The sequence below is a fragment of the Cobetia sp. 5-11-6-3 genome, from assembly GCF_013374055.1.
In the GTDB taxonomy this organism is placed as follows: Bacteria; Pseudomonadota; Gammaproteobacteria; order Pseudomonadales; family Halomonadaceae; genus Cobetia; species Cobetia marina.
Window position 1 is genome coordinate 262,883 of record NZ_BLWJ01000004.1, and the last position, 24,144, is coordinate 287,026.

19 protein-coding genes are annotated in these 24,144 nt (G+C 61.7%); 16 read left to right on the top strand and 3 right to left on the bottom strand.

Annotated features, from left to right (window positions below; all coding sequences use genetic code 11):
* Positions 1-4 precede the first annotated feature (4 nt).
* The 3 genes from HXS66_RS09185 (at position 5) to HXS66_RS09195 (ending at position 3,513) form a co-directional block, all read left to right on the top strand.
* Complete coding sequence (locus tag HXS66_RS09185) at positions 5-859, top strand: SDR family oxidoreductase (protein WP_084208606.1); 855 nt, start codon at positions 5-7, stop codon at positions 857-859.
* A gap of 333 nt (positions 860-1,192) precedes the next feature.
* Positions 1,193-2,215, top strand: a complete 1,023-nt coding sequence (locus HXS66_RS09190; protein ID WP_176503377.1) for a patatin-like phospholipase family protein — start codon at positions 1,193-1,195, stop codon at positions 2,213-2,215.
* Between the two features lie 89 nt (positions 2,216-2,304).
* Positions 2,305-3,513 carry a hypothetical protein gene (locus tag HXS66_RS09195; RefSeq protein ID WP_218015161.1) on the top strand — a complete coding sequence of 403 codons (1,209 nt, stop codon included), beginning with the start codon at positions 2,305-2,307 and terminating at the stop codon, positions 3,511-3,513.
* A gap of 80 nt (positions 3,514-3,593) precedes the next feature.
* Here HXS66_RS09195 and HXS66_RS09200 read toward each other — a convergent pair whose 3' ends face one another.
* A complete protein-coding gene (locus tag HXS66_RS09200) occupies positions 3,594-5,060 on the bottom strand; it encodes a PLP-dependent aminotransferase family protein (RefSeq protein ID WP_176503378.1) in 1,467 nt (488 codons plus the stop codon).
* A 416-nt stretch (positions 5,061-5,476) separates the two neighbouring features.
* Between HXS66_RS09200 and HXS66_RS09205 the strand changes: the two genes are divergently transcribed.
* From HXS66_RS09205 to HXS66_RS09245, 9 genes are all read left to right on the top strand, one after another.
* Positions 5,477-6,901: an APC family permease gene (locus HXS66_RS09205; protein ID WP_084208603.1), complete on the top strand. Its 1,425-nt coding sequence runs from the start codon at positions 5,477-5,479 to the stop codon at positions 6,899-6,901.
* 158 nt (positions 6,902-7,059) lie between these two features.
* Positions 7,060-8,553 (top strand): NAD-dependent succinate-semialdehyde dehydrogenase, encoded by a 1,494-nt coding sequence (locus HXS66_RS09210; protein WP_176503379.1) that lies wholly within the window; start codon positions 7,060-7,062, stop codon positions 8,551-8,553.
* 137 nt (positions 8,554-8,690) lie between these two features.
* Positions 8,691-9,977: a 4-aminobutyrate--2-oxoglutarate transaminase gene (gene gabT / locus HXS66_RS09215; protein ID WP_371861075.1), complete on the top strand. Its 1,287-nt coding sequence runs from the start codon at positions 8,691-8,693 to the stop codon at positions 9,975-9,977.
* 306 nt (positions 9,978-10,283) lie between these two features.
* A complete protein-coding gene (locus HXS66_RS09220; protein ID WP_176503380.1) occupies positions 10,284-11,708 on the top strand; it encodes an amino acid permease in 1,425 nt (474 codons plus the stop codon).
* On the top strand, positions 11,698-12,693 hold the full coding sequence (gene mmuM / locus HXS66_RS09225; protein WP_176503381.1) for a homocysteine S-methyltransferase: 996 nt from the start codon (positions 11,698-11,700) through the stop codon (positions 12,691-12,693). The genes HXS66_RS09220 and mmuM overlap by 11 nt, the downstream gene beginning before the upstream one ends.
* A gap of 266 nt (positions 12,694-12,959) precedes the next feature.
* Complete coding sequence (locus HXS66_RS09230; RefSeq protein ID WP_176503382.1) at positions 12,960-13,613, top strand: DsbA family oxidoreductase; 654 nt, start codon at positions 12,960-12,962, stop codon at positions 13,611-13,613.
* Between the two features lie 165 nt (positions 13,614-13,778).
* A complete protein-coding gene (gene rihA, locus HXS66_RS09235; RefSeq protein WP_176503383.1) occupies positions 13,779-14,714 on the top strand; it encodes a pyrimidine-specific ribonucleoside hydrolase RihA in 936 nt (311 codons plus the stop codon).
* 16 nt (positions 14,715-14,730) lie between these two features.
* A complete protein-coding gene (locus tag HXS66_RS09240) occupies positions 14,731-16,410 on the top strand; it encodes a GMC family oxidoreductase (protein WP_176503384.1) in 1,680 nt (559 codons plus the stop codon).
* Between the two features lie 171 nt (positions 16,411-16,581).
* Positions 16,582-16,809 carry a glutaredoxin family protein gene (locus HXS66_RS09245; RefSeq protein ID WP_176503385.1) on the top strand — a complete coding sequence of 76 codons (228 nt, stop codon included), beginning with the start codon at positions 16,582-16,584 and terminating at the stop codon, positions 16,807-16,809.
* A 259-nt stretch (positions 16,810-17,068) separates the two neighbouring features.
* Here the strand turns inward: HXS66_RS09245 and HXS66_RS09250 are convergent, their stop codons facing one another.
* Together HXS66_RS09250 and HXS66_RS09255 are read right to left on the bottom strand one after the other, a co-directional pair.
* On the bottom strand, positions 17,069-17,842 hold the full coding sequence (locus HXS66_RS09250; protein WP_176503386.1) for a hypothetical protein: 774 nt from the start codon (positions 17,840-17,842) through the stop codon (positions 17,069-17,071).
* Positions 17,843-18,109: 267 nt separating this feature from the next.
* Positions 18,110-18,790: a GntR family transcriptional regulator gene (locus HXS66_RS09255; RefSeq protein ID WP_176503387.1), complete on the bottom strand. Its 681-nt coding sequence runs from the start codon at positions 18,788-18,790 to the stop codon at positions 18,110-18,112.
* 426 nt (positions 18,791-19,216) lie between these two features.
* Between HXS66_RS09255 and HXS66_RS09260 the strand changes: the two genes are divergently transcribed.
* From HXS66_RS09260 to madM, 4 genes are all read left to right on the top strand, one after another.
* On the top strand, positions 19,217-20,707 hold the full coding sequence (locus tag HXS66_RS09260) for a malonyl-CoA decarboxylase (RefSeq protein ID WP_176503455.1): 1,491 nt from the start codon (positions 19,217-19,219) through the stop codon (positions 20,705-20,707).
* Between the two features lie 164 nt (positions 20,708-20,871).
* On the top strand, positions 20,872-22,431 hold the full coding sequence (locus HXS66_RS09265) for a malonyl-CoA synthase (protein WP_176503388.1): 1,560 nt from the start codon (positions 20,872-20,874) through the stop codon (positions 22,429-22,431).
* A gap of 270 nt (positions 22,432-22,701) precedes the next feature.
* A complete protein-coding gene (madL, locus tag HXS66_RS09270) occupies positions 22,702-23,175 on the top strand; it encodes a malonate transporter subunit MadL (protein ID WP_077376063.1) in 474 nt (157 codons plus the stop codon).
* Positions 23,176-23,185: 10 nt separating this feature from the next.
* On the top strand, positions 23,186-23,947 hold the full coding sequence (gene madM / locus HXS66_RS09275; protein WP_077376060.1) for a malonate transporter subunit MadM: 762 nt from the start codon (positions 23,186-23,188) through the stop codon (positions 23,945-23,947).
* The last annotated feature ends 197 nt before the right edge of the window (positions 23,948-24,144 follow it).

Here is a 24,144-nt window from a genome sequence, read left to right on the forward strand (position 1 = left end):
CAGCATGAGTCAACTACAACCCCCGCAGCATCAGGATCATCAACCGGGTGATGAACATCGCATGCAGCCTCGCCCCGAATATATCCGGGAAGGCTATCAGGGCAGCGGAAAGCTCAAGGGCAAGGTCGCCGTCATCACCGGAGGCGACAGCGGCATCGGGCGCGCCGCCGCCGTCCACTTCGCGCGCGAAGGGGCCGACTGCATGATCACCCACGTCGGCAGCGAGGAAAAGGACGCCGAGGAAACCCTCCGACTGATCGAGGCCGAAGGTCAGAAGGCCAGCCGCATCGCCGGTGACATCGGTGACCCGGCCTTCTGCCGCAAGGTGATAGAAGGCACGCTGGAGGAATTCGGCAAGCTCAACATCCTGGTCAACAACGCCGCCGAGCAGTACGACTGGAATGACGTGACCGAGATAGATGACGAGCAGCTCGAACGCACCTTCAAGACCAATCTCTTCAGTCACTTCTATCTGATCAAGGCCGCCGTCCCGCATCTTTCCAAGGGCGACTCCATCATCGCCACCTCCTCGGTCAACGCCTTCAAGGGCAATGACAGCCTGATCGATTACAGCGCCACCAAGGGGGCCATCCAGGGGCTGGTACGCTCGCTGTCCGGCACGCTGATGGACCGCGGCATCCGCGTCAATGCCGTGGCCCCCGGCCCGGTCTGGACACCGTTGATCCCCGCCAGCTTCGAGGATGACAAGGTCGCCGAATTCGGCAAGCAGGTACCGATGGAGCGCCCCGGGCAACCCAGCGAGATGGGCCCGGCCTACGTCTATCTGGCCAGCGACGATTCAAGCTACATGTCGGGACAGACGATCCACCTCAATGGTGGCGTCGTGCTCAACACCTGATCACGATGCGTCCCTGAACGCTTCACTGCGCCAGCGGCTGGTGATCACTGTCCGCCCAGCGACGAGACGATCACCACGCAGCAACACCAAAGGCCACCCGATCCGGGTGGCCTTTTTCACATTCCCATAGGGGTCTGCTCAAGGAATGCGTACCGCGTCTCAGCGCTTGTGCCGCGTTCGAATCACCTCTTCTCCCTGCCAGTATCAGGCCCTCCTGTCGGTCCGTATCAGGCATTTCACACGGCTGTAAAGCGTTGGCCTCTCTATTCTGGTAGCAGCCCAGGGAATGCCATGGGCAGGAAAGGAACGTCACTCGCGCTGCAGGAGGCCTGCATGTCCAAGCTGATTCTCTCGCTGGATGGTGGCGGCATACGTGGGGCAGCCACCGCCCGGTTTCTGATGCATGTCGATGCGACACTCAAGCGCGACCACCAGACCACACTGCGCGACTGCGTCGATTTCTACGCAGGCACCTCTACCGGCAGCCTGATCGCGCTGGCGCTGGCTACCACCGACATGAGCCTCGAGGACATCAACGGGCTCTACAGCGCCACCAATGCCAGGAAGATCTTCGTCGACAATCGTGGCTGGTTCGAACTCGATGGCATCAATGCGCCGCGCTATGAGGCCAAAGGCAAGAGCACGATGCTCAAGAAGCATCTCGGCCAGGCCAAGCTCCGGGATGTCCCTGACGGCAAGCAGGTCCTCGTCGTCACCTACGGGATCGAGAGACGCCGCCCGCATGTGCTGAAGTCCAGCAAGCGCGAGCATCACAAGCTGCTGGCCTGGCAGGTGGCGGATGCCTCGAGCGCCGCGCCCACCTACTTCCCGACCCGCGACATGAAACTCGGGACGGACAATGAGCAGACCTGGCTGATCGATGGCGGCGTGATCGCCAACAACCCGACCATGTGCGCTATCGCCGAAGCCTGTCGACTGTGGCCGCATGACACCCGGCGCGTGCTGTCGATCGGTACCGGGACGCGCACGCGCAAGATCAACGGCCCGGATTCCCGGCATTGGGGCGCGGTGCAGTGGATGCTGGAAGGCAGTCTGATCGATGTGCTCTCCGACGAGAAGGTCGTCGGCTATCAGGCCATTACCATCTCGCCGCCGGGCAGCTACATCCGCGTTAACGCCGAGATGCGCCCGCAACCGGGATTGCCCAGGGCGCCTGACGATGCGATGGACGACATCAGCGTCACCAATATCCAGCGCCTCAAGGGCATGGGCGACTTCTGGTTCGCGCAGTACGGCGAGGCAGCGGTGGCGCTGATCATGGACCACTATCGTGGCCCGTCGCTGGACCGCATCGACCCCGCCACCGGCAAGCCCGAGGCCTATGAGCCTCACTGAGCACGCCTTGCAAGACGCGAACTCGGAGACGCCTGTCAGCGATTTTGCTACTCTGCGCTGCCATGCTCATGCCGACCCGAGTGTCCCCGATGCCCCAAGGTAGTTCGCCAGTGTCTCGCCGCCCCGCCACCCGCCTCCTGGCAGCGCTCAGTCTGTCATTGGCGACCCTCGCGCCCACCCTGACGCCGGGTCTCGCCCTGGCAGCCGATGACATGCACTTCGACCAGCCGGAAGCCTTCGCCACCTTGAAGAAGGCGGTCGGCTATTTCGATGAGATGGACACCTTGCCGGAAGAGGCCTGGATCAGCCGCGATCAGGCCTCCGCGCACAGCGATATGGACGAGATGATCGAGGAAGCCATGCAGGCCCTCGACGTGCCACAACTCTCGACCCTGCGCAGCACCTATCGACAGGTCGAGGACAAGATACGTGAATCGCGCCGTGAGATTTCCGAGTTGAAGGAGAAGCGTATCCTGGCGCCCGACACCGAGGTCTCGACGCTGACGCGTTTCACGCCTACCGATACCCTGCGCGAATTCACCGCCAGCACACGCGGCGATTATGACCTGCTGATCGCCGCGCATGAGAAGAACATCACCGCCTATCAAGGCGAGCTGACCACGCTGGAAGGCAAGCTGGCCGCGCGGCTCGATGAGATCGGCATCACCCTGACGCCGGACCAGGTCCAGGTGTGGCTGTCCTCGGTGGTCGGCGACGACGTGCTGACCATGAGTGTCGTGTTCGCCAGCATCAAGTCGGTGGCCCAGCAGCTCGCCGAGCTGACCCGCGACAGTGGCGAGAATCTGGACTACGCGCGTCGCTACTACGGCATGGTCGTCATGCTCCACCGCATGATCGTGACCATGCAGCAGGACTTCATCACGCGCGTGGATGACGAGGTATTGCCGCAACTGCAAGGGTTCGCCGACGAAGCCGAAGCCACCACGCGGGATGCGCGGGCGCTGATCAAGCAAGGCGGCTCACGTGAGAGTCTGGAGAATAACATCCGCGCCAATGCGCTGACGCTCAAGACGATCAACCTGTATCGCTCGCTGGTGAGCGAGCAGCGCGACCGCGTCAAGACATCGCTCACCAAGAGCCAGCGCGAACTTGCAGTGGCGACCAATACCTATCGCACCGTCAAGCTCAGCGCGCATGTCGCCGACCTGATCCGCCAGGGCGTCAAGACCTTCGACACCCTCGCCGGCCTGCAGGTACCGGTTGCCACCAGCTTCGAGAACAGCGCCATGCGTGAGGAATTCCGCAAGCTGACCGAGCGCATGCAGCAGGCAAAGTAGCACTCGCGTTCAGTGTCGATACCACGCCTTCGCCCTGCCGGGCGGAGGCGTTTTCAGTTCTGGCGCTGCTCAGTGCCGCCCTACCGGATGTCGCGCATGGTCAATATGCTCTCCAGCGTGCGTCTGAGCCGGGCCACCTCACTGACCAGACTCTCGCCTGCCAGCATGCCGACCCCCAACACCAGCCCGCGCCGCGAGTCCTCGCTGCTGCAGACCATGCTCAGTGGCCGCACGATCAGATGCTCCTTGACCATCAGTTGCGCGACACGCTTGTCATCGATCTCGGGGGCGAACTGCACGCACAGGCTGATGCCGCGCGAGGGCGGCGAGACGCTGATCACTCCCTTCACCTGACACAGCTGGTCATGTACCACCTGCTGTCGGCCGAGATAATCGCGCTGGATGCGCTGATACCAGGCATCGAGATCCCCATCGGCGATGAACTGCGCCAGCACCGCCTGATCCAGCATGCGCCCCTCGCGAAACACCTCGCTGCGCAGCCGATTCATCGGCCCGGCCAGCGCGCGTGGTACCACCAGATAGCCCAGCCGCAGGCCAGGAAACATCAGCTTGGAGAACGAGCCGACCAGCAGGCGATTGTCGGCGTCCGGGTCAAACAGCAGCTGATCATGGTCATCGCCACTGAACTCGTAGTCATCCTCGAGGATATAGGCGGGCTGACAGGCCTCGCAGAGCGCCAGCTTGTCACGCCGTGAGGTAGGGACACTCAAGGGATAGTGATGCGAGCCGGTGAAATAGGCGATCTGCACCGGACGACGCGCCAGCAGGGCGATCTCGTGGCCCGGGGCATCGGCGGTGTCATCTCCGGGCCGCCAGGGAATCAGCTGGGTCTCGAGTCCGGCGGCCAGAAAGACATTGCGTGCCCCCCAGTAGCAGGGAGACTCCATCACCACCTGCTGGCCGGCGTCCGCCAGCGCCAGCGCGCACAGCTCGATGCCGTGGTGGGTGCCCTCGGTGATGATGATCTGCTGGGTATCGCAATCGATGTTGCGCCAGCGGCGCAGAAAATCCCGAATCTCCCGCTTGAGGGGGCCATAGCCGCCGCTGGAATACGACAGCAGCAGCGCGTTGTGGGGCACCGTCACGCTGGCATACAGCTGACGCCACTTGCGCATCGGAAAGCGCGCGATATCCGGAATGCCCGGCACGAAGGCGCCACTCTGGATCAGGCTGGCCCCCTGCCCGCCCAGCACCCGGCGTGCGCGAGTGGAGAGCGGCAGTGGCGCAGGTGCCTCGGGCGAGGCGCTGTCGGGTCTCGCGGCATGCGGGCGGCGCGTCCAGGTGCCCTGACCCTGCCCGGTGTGCAAATAGCCTTCCTCGATCAGCGACTTGATGGCCAATGACAGGGTGTTGCGTGCCACGCCCAGCGCCTCGCACAGCTTGCGATGCGCAGGCAGCCGTACCCCCACCGGCCATTGCTCACGAATCATCTCGAGCAATGCCTGCTCCAGCCGCACCTGCTTGCCCAGGGCCTGCGACTGGCGGCGATAGCACTCGATCAATGGCTCAAGCGTGGCCAGTTCCATGCAGGTCTCCCGATATCGTTCATGTAGCACGTAACGTCCATACGCTGCATAGATCACGTGAGCAACCAGCCTGGCTGGCGGGGTACAGCGCCCATTCATCCCTGATTATCCGCAGTCCACCAAGATTGGTCCAGTCAAACGCTCAATTGGTCTATTCGCCTGAACAGTGACCGCTGATAGCGTGTCCCTCAGGCGCTGCCTACTGACTGATGCTCACAGCCCACGATGGCTGGATCGCTCCTGCGATGTCGACAGGAGCGAATTTTTTCCACAAGCCTCAGCCAGCGACAGGACTGACCTTGCACCTGCTTACCCGCCAGAACGTTCGGCAGAGGACAGCAGACGCACACGAAAGACATCAGCAGGTCCGGCACCGCCATATAACAAATTCCAAGATCGACTCGGACGCATCCCCCATGACCCAAACAACTCCCCCTGCAGAACAACTTGTCAGAGTCCTCGCCCGCGGCGACGTTCTGGCCCTCGCCTTCGGTGCCATGGTCGGCTGGGGCTGGATCGTCCTGACCGGCGGCATGATCCAGAATGCCGGCAGCATCGGTGCCATCATCGCCTTCATCATCGGCGGCATCGCCGTCGTGCTGATCGGCCTGACCTATGCCGAACTGGCCGCCGCCATGCCCAAGGTGGGTGGCGAACACGTCTACAGCTACCGTGCCATGGGACATTTCTCGTCCTTCCTGTGCACCTGGACCATCATTCTCGGCTACCTGAGCGTGGTGTCCTTCGAGGCGGTGGCCCTGCCGACCGTCATCGAGAACCTCGCACCCGGCTATGCCGTCGGCCACATGTGGACCATCGCCGGCTGGGACGTCAAGGCCACCTGGGTTGCCGTCGGTGTCGGCGGGTCTCTGGCGATGATGGCGATCAACTATGTCGGCATCACCACGGCAGCGCTGCTGCAGAAGGTCGTGACCGGCGTGATCCTGATCGCCGGTGTCCTGTTCGTGACCGGTGCACTGTTTGAAGGCGATGTCGCCAACATGACACCGCTGTTCACCCAGTCTGAGGGTGGCGTGACGGCTGGCATCATCGCGGTACTGGTGCTGGTGCCCTTCCTGTTCGTCGGCTTCGATGTCATCCCCCAGGCCGCCGAGGAGATCAATCTTCCCTACAACGCCATCGGCAAGGTGCTGATGATGTCTGTGGTACTGGCAGTGGTGTGGTATGCCCTGATCATCCTGGCCACCAGCCTGGCACTGGATCACGACTCCCTGCTGGCAAGTTCACTGAGCGTGCCGGATGCCATGCAGGCACTGTTCAACACGCCCTGGGCCAGCAAGCTGATGATCCTGGCGGGTATCGCCGGCATCATCACCAGTTGGAACGCCTTCTACATCGGTGGCTCACGCGCCATCTACGCCCTGGCGCATGCCGGCATGCTGCCGGCCGCCCTCGGCAAGCTGCACCCGAAACACAAGACACCGACCAACGCCGTACTGCTGATCGGCCTGCTGTCCTGCATCGCGCCCTTCTTCGGTCGTCCGGCACTGGTGTGGATCGTCGATGCGGGCGGGCTGGGTATCGTCATCGCCTATCTGTTCGTCGCGATCTCGTTCCTGATCCTGCGCATCCGCGAGCCGGACATGCCGCGTCCGTTCCGCGTGCGTCACGGCAAGCTGTGCGGTGTGCTGGCCATCCTGCTGTCCTTCGCCATGGCCTGTCTGTACCTGCCGGGCAGCCCTTCCGCACTGACCGGCACCGAGTGGATGATCTTCGGCGCCTGGATGGCACTGGGCCTGGTGATGTACGCCATCGCCCTCAAGCAATTCGGACGTGAATACAGCGACCGCATCATGGCACCGGCCTTCACCGCTCACTGAGCAAAGGCCTCGTCATGTGACCGCCGGGCAGGTCCGTCCGCCTGCCCGGCCCCATCGGACTCGACTACCGCGAGCCGATATCAGGACAGTCCGCGCGATTCTCCAGCGCTGTCCACTCAATGAATGCACTGCACGCCAGACCGCCAGAGGAGCTCCACATGTCCCGTATTGCACTCCCGACCAGCGACTTCCTGAAGCGCTACGTCAACTCGGAGAACAGCCGCGACGTCTTCGTCCCTGCCTTGATCGGCAGCGAGCGCCGCGAGACCGGTACCACCTTCAACGTGACCAATCCGGCGACTGGCGAGCAACTGGCCCGTGTCGCGGAAGTCAGCGCCGAGGATACCCGTGACGCCGTCGCCGCCGCCGAGATCGCCGGCAACGCCTGGAAGAAGGTGCCGGTGAAGGAGCGCTCCGCCCTCTTGCGCCGCTGGTTCGACCTGGTGCTTGAGCACCGGGAAGACCTCGCCCAGCTGATGACCCTGGAACAGGGCAAGCCGCTGGCGGAATCGCGTGGCGAGGTGACCTATGGCGCCTCCTTCATCGAATTCTTCGCCGAAGAAGCCAAGCGCATGGCCGGTGAGACCCTGCCGTCCCACGGTGCCGACAAGCGCCTGATGGTACTGCGCGAGCCCATCGGTGTGGTGGCCGCGATCACGCCGTGGAACTTCCCGCTGGCGATGATCACCCGCAAGTGCGCGCCGGCGATCGCCGCAGGCTGTGCGGTAGTCATCAAGCCGGCCGAAGCGACACCGCTGACCGCGCTGGCGCTGGCGGATCTCGCACTGGAAGCCGGCCTGCCGGCAGGTCTGATCAGTGTCGTCACCGCCATGAAGCCGATCGCCATCGGCGAAGTGCTGACCACCGACCCGCGCATCCGCAAGGTCTCCTTCACCGGCTCCACCCCGGTGGGCAAGACGCTGATGGCGCAGTGTGCCTCCACCGTCAAGAAGACCGCCATGGAGCTGGGCGGCAACGCGCCGTTCATCGTCTTCGATGATGCCGATGTCGATGCCGCCGTCGACGGTGCCATCGCCTCCAAGTTCCGCAATGCCGGCCAGACCTGCGTATGCACCAACCGCTTCCTCGTCCAGGACGGCGTCTACGATGCCTTCGTCGAGAAGCTCGCGGCGCGGGTCGCCGCCATGCAGGTCGGCGATGGCCTGGTCGATGGCAACACCATCGGTCCGCTGATCAACGGCGCTGCCGTCAGCAAGGTGCAGAGCCACGTCGATGACGCCATCGGCAAGGGCGCGCGCCTGGTCACCGGTGGCAAGCCGCACGCCCTGGGCCACAGCTTCTTCGAGCCCACCGTGCTGGCCGATGTCACCACCGAGATGGTGGTGGCGGATGAGGAGACCTTCGGGCCGCTGGCACCGGTGTTCCGCTTCCACAAGGATGAAGACGCCATCGCGATGGCCAATGACACGCCCTTCGGCCTGGCCGCCTACTTCTACGCCACCGACTACCGTCGCATCTGGCACACGCTGGAAGCGCTGGAATACGGCATGGTCGGGGTCAATGAGGGTCTGATCTCCACCGAGCTGGCGCCCTTCGGCGGTATCAAGGAGTCCGGTCTGGGTCGTGAAGGCTCCCATCACGGCCTGGAAGAGTTCACCGAGCTGAAGTACGTCTGCATCGGCGGCCTCTGATTTTGTGAGGACGCCTCGCGTGGTTGTCTCACGAGGACGCCTCGAGAGGACGTCTCACGACATTATCCCACCACGTTTACTAGACAACGGTGGCATGGCCCGCGCCATGCCACCGGCAACAAGAAAAGGAACCTGACATGAGCCACTCCCAGCTGAGCAACGAACAACTCGACGTCCTCAAGCACAAGTACGTCGCCAAGGGTGCCGTCACCGCCACGCCGCAGTTCGCCGACACCGCGCTGAACGCCGAGATCTGGGATGCGGACGGCAACCGCTGGATCGACTTCGCCGGCGGCATCGGCGTGCTCAACCTGGGTCACCGTCACCCGAAGGTCGTCGCCGCCGTCAAGGCACAGCTCGACAAGGTCATGCACACCGCTGCGGGCGTCATCTCCTACGCCCCGTACGTGCAACTGAGCCAGAAGCTGGCCGAGCTGACGCCGGTGCGTGGCCCGGAACGCAAGACCCTGCTGGTCAATTCCGGCGCGGAAGCGGTCGAGAACGCCATCAAGATCGCACGTGCCGCTACCGGCCGCAGCGGTGTCATCACCTTCGACGGCGCCTTCCACGGCCGCACCATGATGACCCTGGCGATGACCGGCAAGGTGCTGCCGTACAAGAACGACTTCGGCCCGATGCCGGGTGACATCTTCCGTGCGCCCTACCCGAACCCGATTCACGGCATCAGCGAAGAGCAGTCCCTGAACGCCATCCGCACCCTGTTCAAGACTGACATCGCACCGCACCGCACCGCCGCCATCGTCATCGAGCCGGTGCAGGGCGAAGGCGGCTTCTACATCGCCTCGCCGAGCTTCCTCACCGCACTGCGAGAGCTGTGTGACGAGCACGGCATCCTGCTGATCGCCGATGAAGTGCAGTCCGGCTTCGCGCGTACCGGCAAGCTGTTCGCGATGGAGCACAGCGGCGTCGAAGCCGACATCATGACCATGGCCAAGAGTCTGGCCAACGGCATGCCGCTGTCAGCCGTCGTCGGTACCGCCGAGGTGATGGATTCCTCCGGCCCGGGCTCTCTGGGCGGCACCTACAGCGGCAACCCGCTGTCCTGCGCCGCGGCCCTGGCCGTCATCGACGTCATCCGCGAAGAGAACATCCTGGAGCGCAGCACCCAGATGGGCGAGCAACTGGCCGCGCGTTTCGCCCAGTGGGAAGAACGCTTCGCGCATGTCGCGCACTCACGCAACCAGGGTTCCATGGCGGCCTTCGAGCTGGTGGACGCCGATGGCAAGCCGGACCCCGCCGCGACGGCGGCCGTATGTGCCAAGGCCAAGGAGCTGGGGCTGATCCTGCTGTCCTGTGGCTTCTACTCCAACTCCATCCGCGTGCTGGTGCCGCTGACGGTCGAGCCGGAAGTGCTGGAAGAAGGTCTCGACATCGTCGAGAAGGCGCTGGAAAGCCTCGTCTGATCGGTTGCCTTTTCCGACACACGTGTAACAGAACGGCCACCTTCGGGTGGCCGTTGTCGTTTCCAGCGCCACTCGCTGCGCTGGAGGGAAACCCTGGGCCGAGAAATGAATCGCAAGCTCATTACCCATCTAACCATATAGCCAATCAACCCAAGCAGCCTTTTGTGGCAACTAATTGATTAAATTATGATATTCGCTGCATTTCTGCGTATTCCCGACCGATTCTCGCCATGCCACACGCCATCGTGAACGACGGCTGCCAGAGAGAGGCCTTTCTCATCGGCAGCACCTCGAGTGACCCCTACCATGACTGACAGCAACGCCCACGACTTCAAACGCAGCATGCAGCAGCGCCACCTGGTGATGTTGTCCCTCGGCGGTGTCATCGGCACCGGCCTGTTTCTCAGCTCCGGCTATACCATTCAACAGGCCGGTCCGGCGGGGGCGGTGCTCGCCTATCTGATCGGCGGCCTGGTGGTCTATCTGGTGATGATGTGTCTCGGCGAGCTGGCCGTGCACCATCCCGAACCCGGCGCCTTCAGCGCCCACGCCACCCGGTATCTGGGCCCGGCCACCGGCTATACCGTCGCCTGGCTCTACTGGCTGACCTGGGCCGTGGCACTGGGCTCGGAATTCACCGCCTCTGCCGTGTTCATGGGCCGCTGGTTCCCCGATGTCGAACCCTGGATCTGGTGCGGGCTCTTCTCGCTGATCGTGTTCGGCATGAACATCGTCTCGGCACGCTTCTTTGCCGAATCCGAATTCTGGCTGTCGTTGATCAAGGTCGCCGCGGTGATCGTGTTCATCGCCGTGGGCGCCGCCGCCATGTTCGGCTTCACGTCACTCTCGGGCAATACCGAGGCGCCGGGCGTCACGCGCATCCTGCAGGAGGGGGTGTTCGATCACGGCGTGATGCCGATCCTGATGACACTGCTGGCCGTCAGCTTCGCCTTCTCCGGCACCGAATTGATCGGCATCGCCGCGGGCGAAAGCGAGAATCCCGAGAAGAACGTGCCCCTGGCGATCCGCGCCACCCTGTGGCGACTGATCATCTTCTTCATCGGCACCATCATCGTCATCGCCGCCCTATTGCCCCAGGACAGCGCCGGTCTCAAGGAAAGCCCCTTCGTGGCGGTCTTCCAGCTCACCGGTATCCCCTACGCGGCGGACATCATGAACTTCGTGATCATCACCGCGCTGCTGTCGGCGGCCAATTCCGGTCTCTACGCCGCCTCGCGCATGCTGTGGACCCTGGCGGACCAGAAGACGCTGCCGCGCGTGTTCAGTCGCGTCAATCAGCGTGGCATTCCGGTGCCCGCGCTGCTGATCACCATGTTCGGCGGTCTGCTGTCGCTGCTCTCGAGCGTCTATGCCGAGGACACCCTGTATCTGGCGCTGGTGTCGATTTCCGGGCTTGCCGTGGTGCTGGTGTGGATGGCGATCGCCGCCAGCCAGTTCAGCTTTCGCCGTCAGTGGCTTAAAGCCGGCCACAGCGCCAGCGAGCTGACCTACCGCGCCCCGCTGTATCCCGTCGTGCCGATTGCCGCCTTCCTGTTCTGCGCGCTGGCCTGCATCGGCATCGCCTTTGACCCCAACCAGCGCATCGCGCTCTACTTCGGCGTGCCCTTCGTGGCGCTGTGCTATCTGGTCCACTTTCTGACCCATCGCTCGTCTACCGACGACGCCAATTCCCCGACTCCGCCCCCGCAGGAGGCCCTCGATGCCCGCTGATGCCATCCGCAATCCGCTGAGCGCCATCACCGCCCAGCAGCCCTTCCTGATCGTCGATGGCGCCCTGGCCACCGAGCTTGAGCGTGCCGGATTCGATCTCAACGACTCGCTGTGGTCGGCCAGGGTGCTGGCCGATGAGCCGCAGGCGATCGTCGATGTGCACCGCGCCTACTTCGAGGCCGGTGCCGATGTCGCCACCACCGCGAGCTACCAGGCCACGCTCGAGGGCCTGATGGCGCGCAGCCTGAGCGAGACCCAGGCCAGCGCGCTGATCCAGCGCTCTGTCACCCTGGCCGCCCAGGCCCGCAGCGAGTACCTCGCCGCGCACCCGGAGCGCCTGGACTGCCCGCCGCTGGTCGCGGCCTCGGTCGGCCCCTATGGCGCATATCTCGCCGATGGCAGCGAATACCGTGGCGGCTACGCGCTGGACCGCGCCGGCCTGCGCGACTTCCACCGTGCTCGTCTCGCCACGCTGCTGGATGCCAGACCGGACGTGCTCGCCGTCGAGACGCTGCCGTGTGCCGAGGAAGCCCAGGCCGTGTGTGACCTGCTGCGCGATGACTTCCCCACGGCGCGTGCCTGGATCGCCTTCAGCGCGCGCAACGCCACCGAATTGAGCGACGGCACGCCGATCCGTGAGGCCGTGCGCGCCATCTCCGACTGCGAGCAGGTGGTCGCCATCGGCGTCAATTGCACCGCGCTTGAGCACATCGAATCGCTGGTACGCGAGATTCGCGGCGAGACGGACAAGGACATCGTCATCTACCCGAACTCCGGTGAGGTCTATGACCCGGTCACCAAGACCTGGTCCGCCGCCTGCGCCGTCTCGGTAGATTCTGATGGCGACGGCTCTGACCACGACCATGACCTCGCCGGCTGGACACCGCGCTGGCTGGCCGCAGGTGCCACGGCCATCGGTGGCTGCTGCCGCACCGGCCCGGACGATATCCGCGCGCTGGCGGATCTGCGCAAGGCGCTGGGTTGATTGAGTTGCTGAGTCCGATGCAGTGAATACGCAGCACTGAACTCCAAGCGCTGAACTCCAAGTACTGAATTATTAGCGCTGAACACGAACGCCCTGTCCGGTCATGACACATGATCGGACAGGGCGTTTTCGGTAGCGTCCCAGGCCCAAAATCTCTAGGATGGCAGGACACTGATGAGCGGTTGCTCAAAATCATTCCGATGTGCTCTCAAGATGGCCCTAGGCTCCCATTGAAGAGCGCGTGAGAGATCAGCAGGAGAATCCCCATGTCACAGCTCGATATCCAGGTCGCCTACGACGTGGTCTGCCCCTGGTGCTGGATCGGCAAGCGTCATCTTGATGACGCCATCGCGCAACTCGACTTCAAGGATGAGGTGCGCGTCAGCTACCTGCCCTTCCAGCTCAATCCGTGGGTGCCACGTGAAGGCATGGCGCGCGCCGACTACCGCGCGCAGAAGTTCGGCAGTGTCGAGCGTGGCGCGGAGCTGGATGCCCAGGTAGCACAGTCAGGCGCGCAGAGCGGCGTCACCTTCCGCCACGCCCTGATGGAGCGCACGCCCAACTCCACCGATGCCCAGCGCATCGTCTGGCGTCAGCAGTCCGCGGGCCTGGCGGAGCGCCCGCTGCTGGAAGCGCTGTTCACCGCCTACTTCCACGATGGCAAGGACGTGGGAGACCGTCAGGTGCTGGCCGAGATCGCAAGCCTGCACGATGAGAATCTGAGCGTCGAACAGGCGCTGACCTTCCTCGAATCCGGCGCGGGCGAGCAGGAAGTCGCCGCCCAGCAGGAAGCGCTGCGCAATGCCGGTATCCAGTCGGTGCCCAGCACCATCGTCGGTCAGTACTACGTGCCCGGCGCGCAGCCGGTGGAAGTGCTGGTGCAGATGCTCAATGAGGCGCGTGCCCAGCAGAAGGATTGATCTGCCACGCACTGATGCCAAGCGCTGGCACCAAGCGCGAATGCCATGAACGGACAGACGACACGCCCTTCGCAAGGATGGCGTGTCGTTTTGCGTTCAGGCATAAAGGAAAGGCTGATTGAGGCAAGTCACGACAACAATACGACTCACGACAAGGACTGCTGCATGCCGCGCCCCATCATTCTCGATTGTGATCCCGGCCACGACGATGCCATCTCGCTGATTCTGGCCCTGAGTTCAGACGCGCTCGACGTACTGGCCGTCACCACCAGCGCCGGCAATCAGACGCCTGACAAGACCCTCAACAATGCGCTGCGCGTGCTCACCCTGCTGGGGCGGCATGACATTCCGGTCGCCGGTGGCGCGCCCAAGCCGCTGGCGCGTGAGCTGATCATCGCCGACAACGTGCATGGCGAAAGTGGCCTGGATGGCCCCAAGCTGCCGGACCCCGCCTTCACCCCCGTCACCCAGAGCGCCATCGAGTTGATGGCCGAGAAGGTCCGTGCCTATGAGCAGAAGGTCACGCTGGTGCCCTCCGGCCCGCTGACCAATATCGCGCTGTTTCTCTCAGCCCACCCGGAGCTACACCACAAGATCGACAGCATCGTGCTGATGGGGGGCGCGGCAGGTGTCGGCAACTGGACCCCCGCCGCCGAGTTCAACATCTTCGTCGACCCCGAAGCCGCCGACATGGTGTTCAAGTCCGGCCTGCCCATCGTGATGTGCGGGCTGGATGTCACCCATCAGGCGCAGATCATGGATGAGGACATCGAGCGGATTCGCGCCATCGACAATCCCGTTGCGCAGTGTGTCGCCGAGCTGCTCGACTTCTTCATGATCTACCACCGTGATCCGAAATGGGGCTTCAGCGGTGCGCCATTGCATGACCCCTGCACCATCGCCTGGCTGCTGAAGCCTGAGCTGTTCACCGCTGTCGAGTGCTGGGTCGGGGTCGAGACACAGGGCGAGCATACCCAGGGCATGACGGTGGTCGACCGTTACCAGCTCACCGGCAAGCCGCACAACGCCAGGGTATTGTTCGATATCGACCGCGAGGGTTTCGTTGACCTGATCGCACAACAGCTCAAGCGCTATCAATGACTACCGATGACTATCGATGACTACCGCTGATCGCCACGCCAGTGCCACTGCGCCACAAGAGCACGACCACGGCCACGACCACGACTACCTGATCGTGGGCTCGGGCTTTGGCGGCTCCGTCTGCGCGCATCGCCTGACCGAGAAAGGTTATCGCGTGGCGGTCATGGAACAGGGCAAGCGCTGGACGCCGGACAACATGCCGCGCTCCAACTGGCGTCTGAGTCGTTGGCTGTGGCGGCCGATGCTGGGCCTGCGCGGCTTCTTCACCATGAGCTTCTTCCGTCACGTCATCGTGCTGCATGGCAACGCGGTGGGCGGCGGCTCCATCACCTATGCGCAGACACTGCTGGTGCCGCCTGCCAAGATCTGGGACAACGGTCAGTGGGCGGGGCTCAATGACTGGCATGCGGTGATGCCTGAGCATTACGCCACGGCGCAGAAGATGCTCGGCGTGACGACCAATCGGATCATCGCGCCGGCGGATGACGCCCTGAAACGCATGGCGGAAGTCGCCGGCTGCGAGGACACCTGGTACCCCACCGAGGTCGGCATCTTCTTCGGCCCCGAGGGCGAAAGCGGCACGCCCGACGCCGGCAGCACCCATCCAGACCCCTACTTCGCTGGTGAAGGGCCTGAACGAAAAAGCTGCATCGGCTGTGGCGGCTGCATGATGGGTTGCCGTCATGGTGCCAAGAACACACTCGACAGGAATTATCTGTATCTGGCCGAGAAGCACGGTGCCAAGGTGCATGCCGAGACCAAGGTGATCGACGTCGTACCGCTCAATGGCAAGACGGACGGGGCCGATGGCTATGTGGTGACGACGGTGCCCTCCACCTTTGCCGGGCTCTATCTTGGCAGAGGCAAGCGCACGTTCACCTGTCAGTCCATCGTCTTCGCAGGCTCGTCGCTCGGCACCCAGGAGTTGTTGTTCCGCCTCAAGGACAAGGGCTCATTGCCGAACCTCTCGGATGCGCTGGGCAAGCGAGTGCGCACCAATGCGGAGTCCTTGATCAGCTGTCGCATGCCGGGAAGTCGCGATGACATGTCCAAGGGCATCGCCATCGGCTCCGGCATCCATATCGATGAGCACACCCATATCGAAGCCACACGCTATCCAGCGGGCTCCGATTTCATGGGACTGCTATTCACCGCGATGGCCAGGGGCAAGCCCGGCTGGACACGCCCTTTTTCCTGGCTGAGCGCGATGGCGAAGCTCTTCCTCGCCAATCCACTGCGCGCGCTGAAATTCCAGCTGCCATGGGGCTTCGCGAAGGAAACCATCATCTTCCTGTGCATGCAGACGGCGGAGGGCCACCTCGACATGACGCTCAAACGTCTATGGTACTGGCCATTTCGCAAGGCGCTGGTCACCGAGGGCAAGCGCATTCCCACCTTCATCCCCGAGGCGAATGACTTCGTCACGCGTGGTGCCAAGGCCATCGGCGCCATCCCCGGCAGCAGCATCCCCGAGATACTCTTCAACATCCCGACTACGGCGCACTGCATGGGCGGCGCGGCCATGGCGGCCTCCCCCGAGGACGGCGTCTGCGACGGCCAGAATCGCGTCTTCCATTACCGCAACATGCTGATCTGTGACAGCTCGATGCTCGCCGCCAACCTGGGCGTCAATCCCAGCCTGACCATTACTGCACTGGCGGAACATGCGATGAGCCATATCCCGCGCAAGGATTGATCTGCAGGATGCGTGGTGTAGGGGGTGCTGATGCGGGAAGTGCTGGTGCAGAAAGTGCAGGCTCAGGAAGTGCTGGTGTAGAGAGAAAGCGACGGCTGGTATCATTGCCCGCCAGCATCTCAGGCCAGGTGCCTACAACACGCGGGATCGCTCAACACAGGAGCAACAGCAATGAAACGGGTGTCACTTTTCACCATGGCGAACTGCCCGCACTGCAAGACAGCCAAGCAGTATCTGGAGCAGCAGAAGATCGGCTTCCGTCTGGTGGATGTCCGCTCCCCCGCAGGACAGAAGGAATTCGCCAAGACCGGCTTTCGCAGCGTGCCGGTCCTGAAGATTGGCGATCAGTACCTGAAGGGTTTCAGTGTGAAAGGCTTCAATCAGTTATATAGGGATTAAGCGTAGGAGCTTTCAGTAGATGACAACATCCCCTTTATTCTTGACATATCACAATACTCATACACCTTACGCGCAATGTGGATATAGCACTACATTGGAAGAAATATTATTACACCATTATAGGAAACTCAATCACCACAACATGAGAATCCACAATAGCTAAACAATGACCATCACACTAACAACTTTAAACCATCTAAAAATAGAATTAACAAAAAACAAAAGCCAACCACTCTGAAATATAAGTTCTGCCCCCTCCTTATCTACCCCAATCATGTAGTTCTCCTCCAGATCCAACCCAAATGCCATCACCTAAGTATGCAGGGCCGCCAGTTCCATCTGAACATGCATCATAGATATCTTGCATTTCATTATTATATGGATCTAATTTTTTCGTTTTATTTTTTAGCTCATCCGTTCTTTTGTCTGCCGAGCCTTGAGGAACAAAATAACGACTGAGATCTTCTTCATTACTATTAAAGCTTTTTGCGAATCGAAGCACACCCTCAAACAAGTTGAATTTCGTATGGGGCAAAGAGTGCCTAACAACTTCCCCATCATGTAATGTCTTATCGTAAAAACCATAGGGGATCACTTCCCCATGCTCTGATTTTGAGATAATCTGTAAATCTATTCCATTTTTTCTATGAAGTATATAAGCGACATTAGCATTATTAGTTTTTGCAAAAGCTGCTCTATACATTTTATTCCTGAGCTTACATGACATCCATCCTAAATCCTTGAGAGATTTTGCAAAAGCATAAGGAGTCGATACTCCTATATGTACAGGTGACTTTTTAGGAAGAACAATATTTCCACTATAATCCAAGGCTGCTTCTTGTCTTCGGCATTCAATTCTTCCATTACAGTCCCAGTTCAAATATCTAAGCTGTGCGATTCGAGCAAATCTTAACTTTCCATCTTTCCTTCTAACTATAACCTCGTCACCAGCTTTCAAATCAGTACGGAAACATTGGACAGGAAATTCTTTAGAACTTTCAGAAAAATAAACGAATGCGATTATATAACTCACCCCACAACCTCCATTATCAGACAGTACACCTTATAAATGAACAGAAGAATAACTTAAAACACGAAACCATCAAACACTTTAGATTTATAATAACACTTGCAGAAACTCTTTTATGCACCCTGATAAATTATACCCCTATATATTGTCATTCGACCTCAAATTCAAAGAGCCCTTCTAACACAACAAACAATATACACAAATACTTATATCCCAAAATTAAATAAAACATCTGTAATATCACATACTCAAAATTAATCATCATACAGATCAAGGTACATCATGTAATCCCACCTCATGCAACCTCTCAATATTCGCCACTAGATCGGTGAACCTCTCCCCCTGGATATGCACATGATCCTTCAATGCCTGCTCGGCAGCAGCAGCGTCGCCGGCTTCGATGGCGGCGACGATGGCTTCGTGTTCGGCGTAGGAGCTGTGCATGCGGTGGCGGACGTGGAGTTGCAGGCGGCGATAGGGCTTGAGGATGGCGTGCAGGCGCGTGGCTTCTTCGGTGAGGAAGGCGTTGTGGCTGGCGCGATAGAGACAGTGATGAAAGAGGCCGTTCTCGTAGTAGTAGCCATTGGCGTCGTCGGCTTCCAGGCGTTCTCGGCAGGCGGCGTGGGCGTCCTTGAGTTCCGAAAGCTCCTGCGTGGTGATGCGCCGCGCGGCGAGTCGGCCGCACATGGCTTCCAGTTCCGCCATGACTTCAAAGCGTTCCACCAGCTCCGAGACGCCCAGCTGCGTCACGAAGGTGCCACGCTTGGGCACCACCTTCACCATGCCGGAGGCGGCGAGCTGCTGCAGCGCCTCGCGGATCGGGGTACGGGAGCACTGATACTCGCGGCCCAGCGCTTCGGGGTCGAGCTTGATGCCCGGCGGGAAGCGCCCTTCGACGATGGCATCTTCCAGCAGGTCTCGCAGGCGTTGCGCATGAGACATCTTGATCATCATCGTCGTCCTTGTACTGTGGCCTGACGGCGCTTCTCTCGAAAGCGGCCCTTGAATCCCTGTAAGCCTGAGCGCTGGAACACTGAAGAGCCTGAGAGCTCGAAAGCCTGCAAGCTCGAGCGCGACGGCCTCGTCATTGCGATGATGCTTGATGAGTCGTCAATGATTCACCGCGACCCCGCCCAGCACCACGCCGTTCTCGCAGCATTCTGCCCTCGCTCTCCTGCCTTCATTGAACAGGGAAGTGGCCGTACAGGAAACTGACTTTAGTCTAGTCATGCATGGGATTCCTTGACGCTACCACACGATGCGCCTATCTGTTGTATACAACAAGACGACGAAAATATTTAAGCCTCAGACGCCATACTGAGAGCTTGAGCAGTGAACACGTCGCTTCGTCCCGCGCCTTGAGGAACCGCCATGAACATCAATCTGAGTTTTCTGCAGGATCTGCTGACCCATGTCGGCCAGCGTGCCCGTCAGCAGGTTGGCCTCTCGCCCGGCGCCGGCAATGAAGACACCGCCCTCGCCCGCCTGACCGAGAGCTGTCACAACCTCACCGAGAGCAGCGGTGAAGCCTCGCGCATCATGATGGCCCAGCGGGCGCTGGAGGATTATCAGCAGCTGGATCACGAGCAGCGCCTCGCCTTCTTCCAGCTGCTGGCCGAGCATTACGCCGCCGATGAAGACCGTATCCACGCTGCCTACGCGGCCTATCGCGACGCCCCGGACAACGCCAATCTCAGTGCGCTGTTCGCCGCCAGTGAACCCAGGCGCCAATCGTTGCTGCGCCGCCTGAACCTGTGCCCCGGCGGCACCTATGAAATCGTGCGCATGCGTGCCGACCTGCTCAAGCTCATCAAGCAGCATCCGGAGTTGAAACCGCTGGATGCCGACTTCGCGCATCTGTTCGCCTCCTGGTTCAATCGTGGCTTCCTGATGCTGGAAGCCATCGACTGGAACACGCCCGCCGCGGTGCTGGAGAAGATCATCCGCTACGAGGCGGTGCACGCCATCCAGGACTGGAGCGACCTGCGCGGACGTCTCGACCCCGAGGACCGCCGCTGCTACGCCTTCTTCCATCCGGCCATCGGCGATGAGCCGCTGATCTTCGTCGAGGTGGCGCTGTGCAAGGGCGTGCCCAACAACATCCAGCATCTGCTCGCCAACAGCGGCCAGACCACCGAACGCGAGGCGGACACCGCCGTCTTCTACAGCATCAGCAATTGCCAGAAGGGCCTGAAAGGCATCTCGTTCGGCAACTTCCTGATCAAGCAGGTGGTGCAGGAGCTGCAACGCGAACTGCCCAATCTGAGCCGCTTCGTCACCCTCTCGCCGGTGCCCGGTTTCAGTCAGTGGCTGACACGCGCGCGTGATGAGGAAGGCCTGGAAGTCTCCGAGCTGCTGGCCCATCACCTGCAGCACGACGACTGGATGAATGACGAGGAGGCCCAGCAGAAGATGGCACCGGAACTGCGCGCCCTCGCCGCCCATTACCTGGTCAACGTCAAGCACCGCAGCGGCCAGCCGATGGACCCGGTCGCCCGCTTCCACCTCGGCAACGGTGCCAGCCTGCATCGCCTCAACTGGCCGGGTGACACCTCCCCCAATGGCCGCCAGCAGGCCCACGGCCTGATGGTCAACTACCTCTATGAGCCACACCGCATCGAGCAGAACCACGAGGCCTTCAGCCGCAACGACAGCGTGGTATGCAGCAGTGAGGTGAAAAAGGAGTCGAAAGCCAACAAGGAGCTGGCCAAGGCGCCGAAGCGCGAAGCCAGGAAGGAAGGCGATTCCCTGTCCAGTTCGCCCCTGTCCAGTTCGCCCCTGTCATCAAAAGGGTCCGAGCAGTCGCCCGCGACCAGATCGGCCACGGATGCCAGCGACAGCAAGCCAACGCCGTCACTCGAGGAATAAGTCACTCGAGGAAAGCGTCACACAAGGAAAGAGCCGCCCGGCAGACACGCCATCTGCCGGAGCGCGCCTGATCAGAATGTCGCCTTGCGTCAACGCCACATGACAAGACAAGGCTCATGCCAAGACAACGACTCACGACAAGAACAACGCCATTGGAGCCAACGATGTCTCACGCCAACCACGACAACCTCTATCTGCAATTCGCGCGCAACTTCGATGAGCGCCCGGATGCCACCTTCCTCGATACCGTCGAAGGCCACGGCTACACCTTCGCCGAGGCACGCAGCGCCGCCGGTCAGATGGCCAACGCGCTACGCGAGCTGGGCGTGGCACCGGGCGACCGCGTCGCGGTGCAGATCGACAAGAGCTGCGAGACCGTCATCCTGTATCTGGCCTGCCTGCAGGTCGGCGCGGTCTATCTGCCGCTGAATACCGCCTATACCGGCGAGGAGATCCGCTACTTCCTGGGCGACGCCGGGCCGCATCTGTATGTCTGCCAGCCCAAGGTGCTGGAAACGGCACGCACGCTGGGCAAGGAATGTGATGTGCAGCGTGTCGAGAGCCTGGGCACCGAGCAGGACGGCACCCTGATGGAGCAGGCCCGCCAGTGCAGCGCAAGCAGTGAAGTCGAGCCACGCGCCGCCGATGATCTCGCCGCCATCCTCTATACCTCCGGCACCACCGGGCGCAGCAAGGGCGCGATGCTGACCCACGCCAACCTGGCCTCCAACTGTCAGGCGCTGGCCGAGACCTGGCGCTTCACCCGTGATGACCATCTGATCCACGCCCTGCCAATCTTCCATACCCACGGCCTGTTCGTGGCCTGCAACATCGTGCTGACGGTGGGCGCCTCGATGACCTTCCTGCCAAAGTTCGATGCCGAGCAGATTCTGGATCTGATGGCGCGCTCCAGCGTGCTGATGGGCGTGCCGACCTTCTACACGCGCCTGCTGGAATCCGAGCGCCTCAATCGCGAGACGACCGCCGGCATGCGGCTGTTCGTCTCCGGCTCCGCGCCGCTGCTCAGCGAGACCCACAGTGAGTTCAGTGCACGTACCGGCCACGCGATTCTCGAACGCTACGGGATGACCGAGACCAACATGAACACCTCCAACCCCTACGACGGCGAGCGGCGCCCCGGCACGGTGGGCATGGCGCTGCCCGGCAGCGAAGTGCGCATCACCGACCGCGAGACAGGTGCCATCCTGCCGCGTGGCGAGACAGGGCTGATCGAGGTGCGCGGTGCCAATGTCTTCAAGGGCTACTGGAAGATGCCGGAGAAGACCGCCAGCGAGTTCCGCGAGGATGGATTCTTCATCACCGGGGATCTCGGCCATATCGATGCCGATGGCTATCTGTGCATCAGCGGCCGTGACAAGGACCTGATCATCTCCGGCGGCTACAACATCTACCCGAAGGAGGTGGAGCTGCTGATCGATGACATGCCCGGCGTCAACGAATCGGCGGTGTTCGGCGTGCCCCACCCGGACTTCGGCGAAGGTGTCTGCGCGGTGGTAGTCATGCAGGCCGGCCACCAGGGCAGTCTCGATGAAGCGGCGGTGCTTGCCGCCTTCAGCGACAAGCTCGCCCGCTACAAACAGCCCAAGCGCGTGTTCTTCATCGATGGCCTGCCGCGCAACGTGATGGGCAAGGTGCAGAAGAAACAGCTGCGCGAGGAATATGCACAGCTGTTTGCCCCTGAGCCGGCCCGCTCACACGGCTGAGCCACCACTGTCAGGCCTGACACCCGACACCTTCGTGCCACCGGCATGGCGTGACGCCATCACGTCATGTCGGTGGGTTCACTCACCCCGATTCCTTGCAAGGACAGGCAAGGAACGCCCGATAGTCAGACACAAGACACGGAAAGACAGGCTCGCCAGCCTGGATGGACGTGATGAAAGACACGAATGAGACGACACACATCAGATAGACGACAAGACGCCACACTGCTTCACCACCACTTCACCACAACAACAAGAAGGTAATACGCCATGGTGATCTACGGAGTTGCCCTGCTGGCAGGGTGCATGATGGCCGGTCTCGTGATCGGTGATCTGCTCGGAGAAATGCTCAATATCGATTCCAACCTCGGCGGTGTCGGCATCGCCATGCTGCTGCTCATCTTCATCACCGGTGTGCTGAAGGACCGCGGCAAGATGGCCGACAGCACCTCCAGCGGCATCAATTTCTGGAACGCGATGTACATCCCCATCGTGGTCGCGATGGCCGCCAGCCAGAACGTGGTCGCGGCCTTCAGTGGTGGCATGGTCGCGCTGGTCGCGGGCGTGCTGGCGGTGGTGCTGGGGCTTGCACTCGTTCCTCTGCTGACCGGCAAGCGGCCGGAAACCGCACTGGAAGAGGCTCCCCTGCCCGATGAGAACCGCCCCAGAACCTCAGTGACGACAGGCGCCCCGGTGCTGGATCGCAGTCGCCATGCCTCCCCCACTCCTGCTCACAAACACTGAGGGCTGACCCATGATCGATTCACTCGTCCATCTCTTCGACAAGTATCATCTGGTCGCTGCCTTCGCCGTGATCGGACTGGCGATGTATGTCGCCTACTGGATCAGCAACAACCTGACACGCGGCAAGCTGCACGGCTCCGCCATCGCCATCATCCTCGGCCTGGTGCTGGCCTACGTGGGTGGCGCAACCACCGGCGGCAGCAAGGGGCTCTCGGATGTCACGCTGTTCTCGGGGCTGGGCCTGATGGGGGGCGGCATGCTGCGTGATCTCGCGATCATCGCCACCGCCTACGGGGTCAATCTCAAGGAAATCCGCCAGACCGGCTTTCGGGGTGTCATCGCGCTGTTCGTCGGCGTGCTGATCTCCTTCGTCGCCGGTGGTGGCGTCGCCATCGCCTTCGGCTATACCGATCCTGTCGATATCACCACCATCGGTGCGGGCGCGGTCACCTACATCGTCGGCCCGGTCACCGGTGCCACGCTGGGCGCAAGCTCCGAAGTGGTCGCGCTGTCGATCGCCGCCGGCCTGGTGAAATCGATCCTGACCATGGTCGCCACGCCAATGACGGCGCGCCTGATCGGGCTCGACAATCCGCGCTCCGCGATGATCTTCGGTGGCCTGATCGGCACCACCAGCGGTGTGGCGGCTGGTCTCGCCGCCACCGATGCCCGCCTGGTTCCCTACGGCGCGATGACCGCCACCTTCTACACCGGCCTGGGCATCCTGCTCGCCCCGACGGTGCTGTTCCTCGCGGTACGTGCGGTGATGTAAGCATCGCGCTGACACGAGAGGCAATGACACAAACCGCTCTGGTATGAGCCGCTCTGACACAAGCAGCTCTGACACAAGCAGCTCTGACACAAGACGACGGCGGCATCAGCCAGGACAAGACGTCCCACGCTGATGCCGCCGTCGTGTCGTTTACCGCCCATATGACTGTCCACTTTACTGCTCAACCCACACCGTGG

Bases quoted from the DNA above. Each gene is read 5' to 3' on its own strand.
- HXS66_RS09195 (WP_218015161.1), top strand. From the start codon at position 2,305: ATGCCCCAAGGTAGTTCGCCAGTGTCTCGCCGCCCCGCCACCCGCCTC.
- HXS66_RS09230 (WP_176503382.1), top strand. From the start codon at position 12,960: ATGTCACAGCTCGATATCCAGGTCGCCTACGACGTGGTCTGCCCCTGG.
- HXS66_RS09240 (WP_176503384.1), top strand. From the start codon at position 14,731: ATGACTACCGCTGATCGCCACGCCAGTGCCACTGCGCCACAAGAGCAC.
- HXS66_RS09185 (WP_084208606.1), top strand. From the start codon at position 5: ATGAGTCAACTACAACCCCCGCAGCATCAGGATCATCAACCGGGTGAT.
- rihA (WP_176503383.1), top strand. From the start codon at position 13,779: ATGCCGCGCCCCATCATTCTCGATTGTGATCCCGGCCACGACGATGCC.
- gabT (WP_371861075.1), top strand. From the start codon at position 8,691: ATGAGCCACTCCCAGCTGAGCAACGAACAACTCGACGTCCTCAAGCAC.
- madM (WP_077376060.1), top strand. From the start codon at position 23,186: ATGATCGATTCACTCGTCCATCTCTTCGACAAGTATCATCTGGTCGCT.
- HXS66_RS09245 (WP_176503385.1), top strand. From the start codon at position 16,582: ATGAAACGGGTGTCACTTTTCACCATGGCGAACTGCCCGCACTGCAAG.
- HXS66_RS09255 (WP_176503387.1), bottom strand. From the start codon at position 18,790: ATGATCAAGATGTCTCATGCGCAACGCCTGCGAGACCTGCTGGAAGAT.
- HXS66_RS09200 (WP_176503378.1), bottom strand. From the start codon at position 5,060: ATGGAACTGGCCACGCTTGAGCCATTGATCGAGTGCTATCGCCGCCAG.
- HXS66_RS09210 (WP_176503379.1), top strand. From the start codon at position 7,060: ATGTCCCGTATTGCACTCCCGACCAGCGACTTCCTGAAGCGCTACGTC.
- mmuM (WP_176503381.1), top strand. From the start codon at position 11,698: ATGCCCGCTGATGCCATCCGCAATCCGCTGAGCGCCATCACCGCCCAG.
- madL (WP_077376063.1), top strand. From the start codon at position 22,702: ATGGTGATCTACGGAGTTGCCCTGCTGGCAGGGTGCATGATGGCCGGT.
- HXS66_RS09190 (WP_176503377.1), top strand. From the start codon at position 1,193: ATGTCCAAGCTGATTCTCTCGCTGGATGGTGGCGGCATACGTGGGGCA.
- HXS66_RS09220 (WP_176503380.1), top strand. From the start codon at position 10,284: ATGACTGACAGCAACGCCCACGACTTCAAACGCAGCATGCAGCAGCGC.
- HXS66_RS09205 (WP_084208603.1), top strand. From the start codon at position 5,477: ATGACCCAAACAACTCCCCCTGCAGAACAACTTGTCAGAGTCCTCGCC.
- HXS66_RS09265 (WP_176503388.1), top strand. From the start codon at position 20,872: ATGTCTCACGCCAACCACGACAACCTCTATCTGCAATTCGCGCGCAAC.